16 protein-coding genes are annotated in these 12,347 nt (G+C 26.9%); 4 read left to right on the top strand and 12 right to left on the bottom strand.

Annotation, left to right across the window (positions count from 1 at the left end; translation table 11 throughout):
* Window positions 1–93 precede the first annotated feature (93 nt).
* The 12 genes from ACTNAO_RS10115 to ACTNAO_RS10060 all read right to left on the bottom strand — a co-directional run bounded on the left by ACTNAO_RS10115 (window position 94) and on the right by ACTNAO_RS10060 (window position 8,918).
* Window positions 94–333, bottom strand: coding sequence for a DUF960 family protein (locus ACTNAO_RS10115; protein WP_441046148.1), 240 nt, complete (start codon window positions 331–333; stop codon window positions 94–96).
* Between the two features lie 141 nt (window positions 334–474).
* The gene (locus tag ACTNAO_RS10110) at window positions 475–1,098 is read right to left on the bottom strand and encodes a hypothetical protein (protein WP_169105906.1); all 624 of its coding nucleotides are present in this window, start codon (window positions 1,096–1,098) and stop codon (window positions 475–477) included.
* Window positions 1,099–1,115: 17 nt separating this feature from the next.
* Window positions 1,116–1,409, bottom strand: a complete 294-nt coding sequence (locus ACTNAO_RS10105) for a hypothetical protein (protein WP_169105907.1) — start codon at window positions 1,407–1,409, stop codon at window positions 1,116–1,118.
* Between the two features lie 12 nt (window positions 1,410–1,421).
* Complete coding sequence (locus ACTNAO_RS10100; RefSeq protein WP_441027681.1) at window positions 1,422–1,751, bottom strand: hypothetical protein; 330 nt, start codon at window positions 1,749–1,751, stop codon at window positions 1,422–1,424.
* 229 nt (window positions 1,752–1,980) lie between these two features.
* On the bottom strand, window positions 1,981–3,207 hold the full coding sequence (gene tetA(P), locus ACTNAO_RS10095) for a tetracycline efflux MFS transporter TetA(P) (protein WP_075809651.1): 1,227 nt from the start codon (window positions 3,205–3,207) through the stop codon (window positions 1,981–1,983).
* Window positions 3,208–3,942: 735 nt separating this feature from the next.
* Window positions 3,943–4,422, bottom strand: coding sequence for a 23S rRNA (pseudouridine(1915)-N(3))-methyltransferase RlmH (gene rlmH / locus ACTNAO_RS10090; protein WP_441027680.1), 480 nt, complete (start codon window positions 4,420–4,422; stop codon window positions 3,943–3,945).
* Window positions 4,423–4,490: 68 nt separating this feature from the next.
* Window positions 4,491–4,631, bottom strand: a complete 141-nt coding sequence (locus tag ACTNAO_RS10085; RefSeq protein ID WP_441027679.1) for a clostri-philic family protein — start codon at window positions 4,629–4,631, stop codon at window positions 4,491–4,493.
* A gap of 194 nt (window positions 4,632–4,825) precedes the next feature.
* Window positions 4,826–5,386 (bottom strand): Hsp20/alpha crystallin family protein, encoded by a 561-nt coding sequence (locus tag ACTNAO_RS10080; protein ID WP_441027678.1) that lies wholly within the window; start codon window positions 5,384–5,386, stop codon window positions 4,826–4,828.
* Between the two features lie 63 nt (window positions 5,387–5,449).
* Window positions 5,450–6,091 (bottom strand): lactate utilization protein, encoded by a 642-nt coding sequence (locus tag ACTNAO_RS10075; RefSeq protein WP_441027677.1) that lies wholly within the window; start codon window positions 6,089–6,091, stop codon window positions 5,450–5,452.
* Window positions 6,092–6,224: 133 nt separating this feature from the next.
* A complete protein-coding gene (locus ACTNAO_RS10070; RefSeq protein ID WP_441027676.1) occupies window positions 6,225–6,731 on the bottom strand; it encodes an SEC-C metal-binding domain-containing protein in 507 nt (168 codons plus the stop codon).
* Between the two features lie 115 nt (window positions 6,732–6,846).
* Window positions 6,847–7,638, bottom strand: coding sequence for an MBL fold metallo-hydrolase (locus ACTNAO_RS10065; RefSeq protein WP_441027675.1), 792 nt, complete (start codon window positions 7,636–7,638; stop codon window positions 6,847–6,849).
* Between the two features lie 14 nt (window positions 7,639–7,652).
* A complete protein-coding gene (locus ACTNAO_RS10060; protein WP_441027674.1) occupies window positions 7,653–8,918 on the bottom strand; it encodes a UDP-N-acetylglucosamine 1-carboxyvinyltransferase in 1,266 nt (421 codons plus the stop codon).
* A 321-nt stretch (window positions 8,919–9,239) separates the two neighbouring features.
* Between ACTNAO_RS10060 and ACTNAO_RS10055 the strand changes: the two genes are divergently transcribed.
* The 4 genes from ACTNAO_RS10055 to ACTNAO_RS10040 all read left to right on the top strand — a co-directional run bounded on the left by ACTNAO_RS10055 (window position 9,240) and on the right by ACTNAO_RS10040 (window position 12,313).
* A complete protein-coding gene (locus ACTNAO_RS10055) occupies window positions 9,240–9,785 on the top strand; it encodes a hypothetical protein (RefSeq protein WP_441027673.1) in 546 nt (181 codons plus the stop codon).
* Window positions 9,786–9,958: 173 nt separating this feature from the next.
* Window positions 9,959–10,444 (top strand): dUTP diphosphatase, encoded by a 486-nt coding sequence (locus ACTNAO_RS10050; protein ID WP_441027672.1) that lies wholly within the window; start codon window positions 9,959–9,961, stop codon window positions 10,442–10,444.
* Window positions 10,445–10,570: 126 nt separating this feature from the next.
* Window positions 10,571–10,999 (top strand): DMT family transporter, encoded by a 429-nt coding sequence (locus ACTNAO_RS10045; RefSeq protein ID WP_441027671.1) that lies wholly within the window; start codon window positions 10,571–10,573, stop codon window positions 10,997–10,999.
* 111 nt (window positions 11,000–11,110) lie between these two features.
* Complete coding sequence (locus ACTNAO_RS10040; RefSeq protein WP_441027670.1) at window positions 11,111–12,313, top strand: S8 family serine peptidase; 1,203 nt, start codon at window positions 11,111–11,113, stop codon at window positions 12,311–12,313.
* Window positions 12,314–12,347 lie beyond the last annotated feature (34 nt).

Genomic DNA, 12,347 nt, shown 5'->3' with positions numbered 1-12,347 from the left:
TTATCATCCTTTCCCCTCCTATAATATGTATTAATACTATTATAAAAGGGATTTTTATAAGTGGGGAATTTTTATTCCCTTAAGTGGGTAAATTTATTTTACCACTAACAAATTATTAAACAAATAAACTTTCTTGTATTCAGGCACTTCTTGTGTATGCTCTATTATTAATTCATTTTTATTTCTTCTTATCTTAAAAACTTGTAGATAATCTAGCTCTATTTCCTTTGTATCTTTAAAATCATCAATTATCTGCCATAACATTATCTGTAATGAAATATCTAATGTTTGGTTTATTCCTTTAGTCATGTATCTATTACTTTTATTAAACATCTTTTCTTATCTCCTCATTATCAGTTTTTATTACAAGCTTTCCAGCTCTGATTATCCCTATGCATAAAATTCTTTTTCTCATGCTTTTTCTTCTCCTAAAAATAAAAGAAGTCATACCTTATTAACTAAGATATAACCTCTTTAACAATCTATTTCAGAATATAAATAATTATCATATTCATCTTCATATATAGTTTCTGGAATAAGTCCTAATAATTCTTCAATATTATTTCCCCTAATTAAGTCATCTATTACCTCTTCTTTACTGGTCTGCTCTATCCAATATTCGGCTAAAGAATCTTTATCTATTAAAGAATCAACATGAATTGCATCATCAAGCATATCATCTAATAGCTCTCTTGCAATATCTTTTAAATTAGCTGAACTTTTATAAAGCATACTATAATCATCAATCATTACATATCCATTGCTATCTAATTTATCACACCAATTAATAACATAATCTATTGATAAATCTTCTAGTCCATTACCTTTCAGAGTTTGGTACATAGAAACTATTCTATCATCAACTTCATTATCTCCAATTTCTTTTGCTAACTTTACCGACATACTCCAATCATTTAAGAATTCTTCTTTTAATTCTTCATTACTTATACTACTAATTAATTTCTCTAAACTTCTTATTTCTTCTACATCAATTTTCTTATATTTATCTAATATTTTCTTAATTTCTCTTATTGCATATTGTTGTATTATTTCTGAATTTTCTACATTCATTATTATTATATTTTCATTACTAATCATTTCTATTTATCCTCTCTTTATTCCTTAATCAATTCTTCTTTTATAGCTGTTATAAATTCTTTTGAAAACATATTAGTTCTTATTGCCTGTACTATTAATTCTTGAAATTCCTCTTCTGTTACATCTAAACTTCTCGGAATATATGTTTCATCCCCTCTCCTAGTACACTTATATACACAAAATCTTAATTCTTTTCTTCTTAATGCTTTAATATATATCTTTTCTACAGTATAAGTATATTCATTATCAGCAACCTTAACTTGCTCTAAAATATTACAATACTTAGTCTGTTTAATTATTTTCTTATTCATCTATTCCCTCCATCATTCTAGTAGGAACTTAGAAAGTTCTTCTGTAGTTATTACTACAATTGTATAATCACTTGAAAGCAAAAATAGTGAAGAAGTCCAATTAACTCCTTCACTACATTCAATTATGTCTGTATATTCTGCTACTAATCCTTTTAACTTATCTTGTTTCAGTATTTCGATATCTACGATATTTTCTGCTATAACTATATATCCTCCTAAATCTTTCTCTATATCTCTATTAGCTCCATAATTTTCACCTAATACATTAATGACGTCTAAAACATTACTGATTACTTCTATAGGATATCCTTTTAATTGATTTTTTAAATAAACCTTTTTCATTATAAATTTCTCCCTTCTAAGAAAGTAAAAAACTTTTACTTGTATACATAAATACAAGTAAAAGTTTGTTTTTCTAAGTTAATAATATATATTTAATTTATCTTTTAATACAGTAATTAACCTAATTCTAATATTGTAATTTAAAAGTGTTTTTGAAGATTTCTACAAAAAATTTACGAACCTTCTTGTATTGTTCAATCAAATTATCTTCATTTTTAATCCCTTATATTTATGATATTTTTTTATCCATTATCATAGAAATAATATATAACACTAATACTGGTGCTACTAATAATGAAGTACATACTATACCAATACTTACTGAAATATTTGTAGCTATGATTCCTATAATCGGTCCACCTAAAATTTGACCTAAGGAATTCATTTGTCCATTTATAGAAAGCACAGTAGCTCTAGAATTATCATCTATATGCCCATTTAACCACGCACTGAATATAGGTTCATTTATAATTCTAAAGGTATTTGTTGCCAAATAAGCTATTAACATTAAACTAAAGTTTCTTGTAAGAGCAAATATCAACATAGACGATATATAAAGTATATTTATGCATAATAATAGTTTTCCATTTTTCCTATTATCCTCATTCTTAAGATTCTTTGCCATAAAATGCATTACTATGAAGCTCAATATCATTCCTAAAATTCCAAAAATTCCAAACCAAGTCACTGAACTAAGGTTTCCAAGTTTAGGAAGTGTAGTATCTTGTAAAAAATGCGCATTAGAAAGTCTATCATAACCTTCACTTGATAATCCATAAAATAAAGTTACTGCAAGTAAAATCATAATTATAGATTTACTTTTTACAAATTTAAGACCAGATTTAAATGTATATACCATCTTTTTGAATGTATTTAAATCCCCAGGAGCAGATGGTTTAAAATTATTTTCTGGCATATATAACCATAAAAATAATGCAAGAATTATAAATAAAACTCCACTAACTATAATAGGAAGCCTTACAGAGAAATTAGCTATTACAGTGCTTAGTACTATTCCAATAAATGCTCCTATCTGCCCTGCTTGTGCTCCCTTTATATAAATTTCATCTAAATCTTTATTCTTCTCTTCTTCCGCAATCCAAGCTTCAAGCGAGCCACTGATAAAAGTAGACCCTAATCCCCATACAATCTGTGCTACAAGTACGAAAATAAAACTAGAAATAGAACCTTCTAAAATAAATCCCACTCCTGTTAAAACTCCCCCAATAACAATAGATAGTTTACGACTATACACATCTGCAACTATCCCTGTAGGAATTTCAAATATAAAGCATGCTAATTCCAAAGTAGTTCCAACAAGTATAAGCTGAAGTGGATTTAAATGAACTATTTCAATGTGATACACTATCATAACTGTAGCTACTAACGAAAAACACATTGCTGTAATAGCTGAAAATAATAAATAAGTTTTATATGCTGAAAGTTTATTAACCATTAATCATCACCATCCTAGTATTTCTTAAAAAATTTGTTTGTTTTTCATAATCTTCATATTTAAATATATAAATCATCAAAATAATCTCCTTAAACAAAAAAAGCTGTAAATGAACATAATTCACTTACAGCCTCATAATCATATAACCTAAATACAAACATAAAATATAGAACTTTAATTATATAACTTATGATTAAGCTATTCAAATTAAAATCTTATACCATATCTATATATAGCAAAAATAGACATAAAAATACCGTGTTTAGAACACGGTTTTCCTATCCTGCAAATAAAGATGTAACATGCTCATTATAATACTGATTATTTTTAGAGTACACAAATAAACATGGTAATATCAATATTATCAATAATTGATTCTACCACAAATAAACCTTGAGTTATTCAAGATTTTTCATATACTTTTAAAAATAATCCTTATTCAGTTAATTTAATTAAAAATTACCTCTTTGCGCATATTTACAACACCTTTACATTTATATTTTTTATGCTTATATTTTAGTATAATTATATTATATATAATTATAAAAATTTTTTCAATGCTATAGATTCTGAAAAACAAATTCTAATTTTCTCAAGTAGTGAAAAATGAAGAATCTATAAATAAAATTAAAATACCCAACAAAAATTCAAACTTTAGATTTTTGTAAGTTTCATTGCAAAAATTAAAGCACACCTATCGTCCATTTATATATCCAATTCTATCCAAAACCTCATTTATTTATGATACGGTTCATTATTCATTATCCTAAATCCTCTATAAACCTGTTCAAGAAGCATAACTCTAAAAAGCTGATGAGGAAATGTCATCTTAGAAAAGCATAACTTATAATCTGCTCTTTTTATTACCTCTTCTGAAAGACCTAAGCTTCCACCTATTACAAATACTATGTTAGAATTTCCCATAACTGCACAATTAGAAATAAACTGTGAAAATTCTACTGATGCTAATTGTTTTCCATTAAGGTCCATAGCTATTACATAAGTATTGTCCTTAATTTTTGATAGTATAGCCTTTCCTTCTTTTTCTTTTATTTGAACCTCTTCTTTCTCTGATGCATTATCTGGTGTTTTTTCATCTTGAAGTTCTATTATTTCAAGCTTTGTATATCTTGATAATCTCTTTGAATATTCGTCTACCGCCATTTTTAAATATTTTTCTTTTAATTTTCCCACTGCTATTATAGAAATATTCATAAAAAAATCCTCCTTGCATTCATATTTTATATATTAACACAAAGAGAACTTATTATGTTATTTATTCTTTATTCTATTTCCTTTCCATCAAAAGTTGTATAATATGACTTTTGTTTTGGATCACCTACATTATTTTGATTATCATGAAGTTTTTGTCTTCTTTTTCCTTTTTGCATTGGATTATTTATTCCAGGTTTTCCTTGTTTCATAAAAATACACATCCTTTCTAAAAAAAACAACTATAAGCAAGGCTATTTATACCTTTATTGTAGTATTATCATTTTAATCTCATTAAATACTCGACTTTTTTAAATAAAAAAATCCCTTGTACATAAAAAATTATATCTGTACAAAAGGATTATTTTTAAATGTTCATAACTAATTATCTTAATCATTTTTTTACTTAATCAACATCTATTACATTATCAACATCTACAATTACATTTTCTTCAGAAACTACCTTAATATCTTTAAACTTTGGCATTTCAATAATTAGTAAATTATTATTAAAGGATGCCCTTAATTTTGAGACATCAATTTCTTCAGTATAAAATGTCTTCACTACATCATCACTTGATTGAAACATAGCTACAAAATTATTATCGTTTGAATAAACTTGCTTTCTTTTTATTGTTAATATAGCTTTATTCTTTTCAAAATCTATTTTAACATCCTTTGCAGTAAGACCTGGTAAATATCCTTTTATTCTATAAAAATCGCCAACATCTTTAAATTCCAGTTCATAAGGATCATCCCGCATAAGTTGCTCTGCCATACTTACAATTGAATCGTTATTCAATACTTCATTTGCTATACTGTTAATAAATTCATCACTTAATAAGTAACTAAATATATCGTAGCTATATCCACCATTAAAGGAATTATAATTATTACCTTTAGAATAATTATAATAAGAATTATTGTTAGGCCTATTATTATACAAAAAAGGGAACAAATTAAACATATAATACATCCATATTATTGATATATTATAATTTATTAATTACATTCTCCATTTGATACAATTTTAATATCCTAGATTTTCATTTAAAAATATAACATGTATTCTATCCTTTTTAGCTTGTTTTCTTATAAGTGTATATTCATTACATATTCTTTCATTGCTAGAACAATCCATGCAAGTTCCTGTCTTGCCACAAGGAGTACTTCTATTTAATCTCTTTCCATTTGCAGGAGCTGCTATTTCCCTTACTCTATTTATAGCTTCATCTAAATCCTCTACTATCTTATTAACTCCACAAATAACTATAACCTTATCTGGTCCATAAAGCATTGCTGCCACCCTATTACCAGTTCCATCAACATTATAAAGTTCCCCATCTAGAGTAACTGCATTAGTACTTACAAAATAGGCATCTGAAGTAAATGCCCCTTTATATATATCTACTACTTCTTCTGCTGATAAACCTTCTTTATATCTATCTAGAAAATCATATCTTCCAGATCTAAAATAATCTATAAGTCCTATTTCAAATAAAGTCATAGAACCACCACAAGCTACTTTTGAACCTTCAGACACTATTTCTTCAATTTTTTCTATTAGCTCATTTTTATCTTTAACTAAATAACCATTCATATTATTTTTACCTAATGCATCTATAGCCCTAAGTATTCTTTGCTCATTTAACCATCTAACATTATTATCCATTAAAAATCCCCTCATCTTTATATTTATTAGTATAGATATAAAGGCTATTTCAAAATGCTTTATACACATTTTAAAATAGCCTTGTATTCATAATAATTATTATTTGAAATATATTAATAAGTATTTTTACTTGTTAAGCATTCTTTCCGCAACAATTTTTATATTTTTTACCACTACCACATGGACATGGTTCATTTCTTCCTATTTTACGTTCAGTTCTTACAACTGTTTTAGATTTTTTATATTCATCTGCTATTTCTTTTCTCTTTTCTGGTGAGAATATTCCATCCCATTGAGGTAATGTATATAAATATTCTGCTTTAGCATCTAGCATATTGAAATATAATTTTTCTAAATCAACATCTAATACTAATTCTGTATTTTCATCTATAGTTTCTAAATCGTAAGATTTCTTTAAGCTATCATTTATTCCATCTACAAATCCCATTACAAATTCTGTAGTAGTTTCATATTCCTTTGCTAAATCAGCTATTGAAGTCTTCTTAGCTTCTTTGTGATTAGCTAAAATATCTTTATATACAGCAGTTTCAATTTTTGAATATTCTGCCCAAAAAGCCTTTTCTCCTTTTGTTTTTACATAATCTATAACCATTTCAGTCCACTTTGTATATAAGCTCATAATTACTCTCCTCTTTTTTCTGTTTTTTACTCAATATCAAAATTATACTAAGATTTTACTTAAATTTCAACTATTATGTATTCATATAAAATTAAAATAAAAATTATGCAATATTTTAAATTTCAACATAACCACTAGGATTATTTCTATCTGCCATACCTAAAATAACATCTTTTCCCAGCATTAAACCATCCTCTTTTATTGTACTTAAAACAGTTTGATATGCTAAATCTGGATTATTATTAGTTCTACTTAAATGACCTAATAGTATTTTTTTTAATGGCCCAGACTTAGATATTTCAACTATTGCTTTACCACAATCATCATTTGAAAGATGTCCAATTTCACTTAATATTCTTCTCTTTAATACATATGGGTATGGCCCATATTTAAGCATACTAACATCATGATTACTTTCTAATAAAATAACTTCGGATTCTTTTATATTATCTTTAATTTCTTCTGTAAACGTGCCAAAATCTGTTGCTACACTTACTTTCTTATTGCCACATTCAACTGTATATCCTACAGGCGCTACTGCATCATGAGGTATTGCAAAAGAATTTATGCACATATCTTCAATTTTTATAGTACTTCTTCTATCAATTACTTTTATATTATGTTCTTTTATTCTTCCTATAGTACCTTCCATAGCACTCCAAGTTTCAGCATTAGCATATATAGGTATATCATATTTTCTTGACATTACACCTACACCTTTAATGTGATCGCTATGCTCATGTGTTATAAATATGCCCTTCATACCTTGTGCATTTTGACCTATTTCATTTAAGGCTGCATCTATTCTTTTCCCTGGCATACCTGCATCTATAAGTATTTTTGCTTTTTCTGATGCTGCAAAAATACTATTACCACTGCTTCCACTATACAATGAACAAAATATCATATTTGCCTCCGTAATTAATCATCACATTCTATTCTAGTAATATCTGCTCCAAGCTTTTGAAATTTATTTTCTATATGAGGATATCCTCTATCAATATGCTCAATATTAGTTATTTGTGTTTGCCCATCAGCTATTAATCCTGCAATAACCATTGCTGCCCCAGCTCTTAAATCTGTAGCCTTAACTACTGCTCCAGTTAATTTTTTAACCCCATCTATTATAGCTACTCTACCTTCTACTTTTATATTAGCACCCATCTTTTTAAGTTCATCTATATGCTTATGTCTATTTTCCCATATTGATTCAGCAATTAAACTCCTACCTGGTACTATACTAAGAAGAGCTGACATTGGTTGCTGAATATCTGTTGGAAATCCTGGATATGGAGTAGTTTTTATGTTAACCCCTTCAAGTTTTCCTTCCACTCTTACTCTCACTGAATCGTCACCTTCATCTACTATTGCACCCATTTCAGTAAGCTTTGCTGTAATTGATTCTAAATGCTTTGGAATTACATTTTTAATAGTAACATCACCCTTTGTTGCAGTTGCTGCTATCATAAATGTTCCTGCTTCTATTTGATCTGGTATTACACTATAAGCACATCCCTTAAGCTCTTTTACTCCTTGAATTCTTATAACATCTGTTCCAGCACCTTTTATATTTGCTCCCATTGTATTTAAAAAGTTTGCTACATCTACTACATGTGGTTCTTTTGCAACATTTTCAAGAACAGTAAGCCCTTCTGCTAATGTTGCAGCTATCATTACATTTATTGTTGCACCTACAGATACTACATCAAAGAATATATTTGCTCCAATTAATTTTTCTGCTGTAACATTAACAGCTCCATGTTCTATTGTTACATGAGCACCTAATGCCTCAAAACCTTTAATATGTTGATCTATTGGTCTAACTCCTATAGGGCATCCACCTGGAAGTTCTACTCTTGCTTTTTTAAATCTTGCAAGTAATGCTCCTATAAAATAATATGATGCTCTCATTCTTCTTACATCGTCTGTACAAGCATCACAATTATTTAATTTTGTACTATCTATTTCTAAAGTATTACTATCAAGTTTATTTACCCTACATCCTAGAGATCTAAGGATTCTTTCAAGACAATGTACATCTTCTATATCAGGCACATTATCTATTATGCATTTCCCAGAATTAGCGGCAACTGCTGCTGGTAAAATAGCAACTGCTGCATTCTTTGCTCCGTTAATATCGACAGAACCTTTAAGTGGCCTTCCTCCATTGATTACTAATCTTTCCATCAAATTCACCCTTATTCAAAATATATAATTTAAATCTATTTATATCAATGTTAATTATTTTTATCTTTAATAAAATTTCATTTGTACATTATATTCCTATAATAATGTTTATCTACATTAATCCATTATATCATAAACTATACTTATTTAAATAACTTTTTTATTCCAAATCAATGCATTTTTACGATACAATCGTTTACTTTTTTGTTTATAGACATTTTTACTTACTGTAATTTTTAACAATTAATAATTATTTTATTTCTGCCATTTTATGTGATATAATTTTTATAAACTTTTAGCTTAGGAAGGAGGTTTTTTTATATGAAATACTATATTGTTGCACTATTTGATGAAGATTCATATGAAAGTTTAAATCCAATACAAAAAAAAGTGTCTAAAAAATTTAAGGCCCACAGGAACTCACCTCTTGCCCATATAACATTAAACGTTCTAGAAAACCCAAACATGGAAAAACTTAACACTGTTATGGAAAAAAATTTAAAACCATATAAAAAATTTAAAGTTCAAGCATGTAATGATATTACAATCTCAGAAACATTAAAGAATGTAAACTTAAAAATTGAAAATTTAGGATACATAAAAAAAATTGAAAGAAGTATATCTGATTCTCTTGAGCTTTATGGCTTAAATTCTAAGTCATTTTCAGACGAAAATTTTGGAATATCATTAGCAAATGTTAATTACATAAACAAAGATAAAAATGGTCAATTGCCAACAGCATCCCTAGATCAAATAGTAAAAAATTCTTCAAATATGACTTTTAAAATTAGTAAATTTGAAATTTGGAAACAAAATAATAACAGAAAAGAAATTTGTGTAAAATCTTATCCTCTAAGACTTTTTTAAAGTGAAAAACCAGCTAAAATATCATGCTGGTTTTTTCATTTCTAAAAAAGTGTATTAAAAATAAAAATTTTATCTATTTTTTGATGTATTCGTTTTCCACTCTTTTCATAAATCAAAATTTTATGTAAAATGTATGTTAGAATGATTTATGCAAATTTTAAGGGGGCATATTTATGAATATTTCAAGCTTGTTTAAAATACAAGAAAATAATGATAATAAATTAACTATAGACCCTACACTTTCAGAATATAAATTATTTGCAAGAAAACATTTACAAATTCATATTGAATTAAGTGCTCTTGCTAATTCAACAAAATGCTATAAATACTGGATTGATGATGATGAATATTCTGATAATGATTTAATATTAAAAAATTACATAGCTTGCTTAAAGCAAATTTTATCTTTAGGCATAAAAAATGGTTACAACGACATTAATGAAATATCTATTGTTCCTAGTGATGAATGTTTAAGCGAACAATTTTTAAGTCTTTATATTGACGTTAATGATTTAATTATTTCTCCATCTAGGGATCACTTTCTAACTCTTTTAGAAGACTTTTTAAGTCTTAGTATTAGTTTAAATCTAACAGAGCAAAGTATTGAAAATAATTTTGACAGTGTTAAAGTTACAAATAAAATTGAAGCTTTAATTTAAATGAAATGTTTATAAACTTATCCTTAAGGCTTACTTAATATAGAAATTTAAATTTTTCTATATTTTAAGTAAGCTTTTTTAATACTTTAATTTTTTTGGGTAATACTAATCTAGAGGTGATGCGAAATGATGTCTATAATATTTGCCATAATATCTGGCATTTCAATGACTCTTCAGGGAGTATTTAACACCAGATTATCAGAAAAAATTGGTACATGGGAAACAAATGTCCTTGTACAAGGAATTGCTCTTGTTATAACTCTTATAGTATCTTTTATATTAAAAGATACTAATTATAAAGCAATTAAAGACGTAAATAAACTGTATCTTCTAGGTGGAGTACTAGGAGTTATAATTATATTCACAGTAATGAAAAGCATTGGCAATATGGGACCTACCTGCGGAATTGCAATTATACTTATTGCACAGCTTATCTCTGCAGCATTAATTGATGCATTTGGATTATTTGACACACCTAAAGTACCTTTTAATTTCAAACAAATTGCTGGTGTAATTGTTATGATTTGTGGCATCATATTATTTAAATGGAAATAGCAAAAAGAGCACAACAATGTTATGTTTTAATAACTTTGTTGTGCTTTTTTATAACTTTTCTAATAATATTTCATATATTATTAAGATATTAATTAAAAGGTGTTATTTATTATGCTATCTTTAAAAAATAAACTTGATACAAATTTAAGGTATCTTTTAAATAATAAATGTTATAAAAAATATCGTGTTTTAATAAAATGTAAATGCATGCTTCAAAATATATCAAAAAAAATAATTTCCTACAAAGATACAATTATTTGTTCTCTTGAATATTCAAACATAATTTGTGCAATTTTAAAAGAATCTTCTATTCAAAGATTAATTGAATATCCAGAAGTAACTTTTATAACTTTTGATGAATACTTATTTGTATGTGCAAATAGTGTATCTTCTTCTAATAATTTAAATATTTCTAAAGAAATAAATTGTACGCTTACTGGTAAAAATATAGGTATTGGTCTTGTAGATACAGGGGTATTCCCCCACAAAGATTTAACTGATAATTCAAACAGAATATATGAATTTCATGACTTAATAAATAACTTAAATTATCCCTATGATGATAATGGCCACGGCACATTTATTGCTGGCAGCATTGCTGGAAATGGAGTTTCTTCTAATGGGTTATTTAAGGGTATAGCTCCCAAAGCTAATCTGTATTGCTATAAGGCCTTTGATAAGCTTGGTAAGGGTTTAACATCTGATATATTACTTTCCATTGAAAAAATCATTAATTCCTCAAAAGAAAATAACATAAAAATATTATGTCTTCCTTTTGAACTTTTAAATTTCAATATCTTTATAATAGATGCTTTTAATAAAACCTTTTTAGAAGCACAAAAAAATAAAATTATAGTAGTAGTACCTAGCGGCAGCAATATGGCTTCTTTCAATTCCATAAGAGGTATAGCCACTTTAGATTCTTGTATTACTGTTTCTGGCTTAAAAAATACATTTAGTAGTGAACCTTACACCTTTTCATCCTCTGGTCCATATAAAAATAAACATAAACCTACAATTGCTGCAGCCTGTTCAGAAATTACATGCTTAAATTCAGATAAATCATATATTTCTGAAAAAGATGGATTAAAACTTTATCCTCCTAGACTAAAAACCTCCTATAAAGTTGCTTCTGGTACATCTATTGCTTGCGCATATATATGTGGAATATGTGCCTTGTTATTTGAAAAGAGACCAGATTTAACAATGAAGGATATTAATTCACTATTTAATTTATGTTCAATAAAAAGTGATCTTTCCAAAAACGAAGTAGGTTATGGACTTCTTGATGTAAATAAACTTTTATCAATTTAAACAGTTTCTTTATTATTGTTATATAAATTTCTGT

Source organism: Clostridium sp. HCP1S3_C6 (genome assembly GCF_052066735.1).
Lineage (GTDB): Bacteria > Bacillota > Clostridia > Clostridiales > Clostridiaceae > Clostridium.
This window is presented reverse-complemented; position numbering and strand designations above follow the sequence as displayed.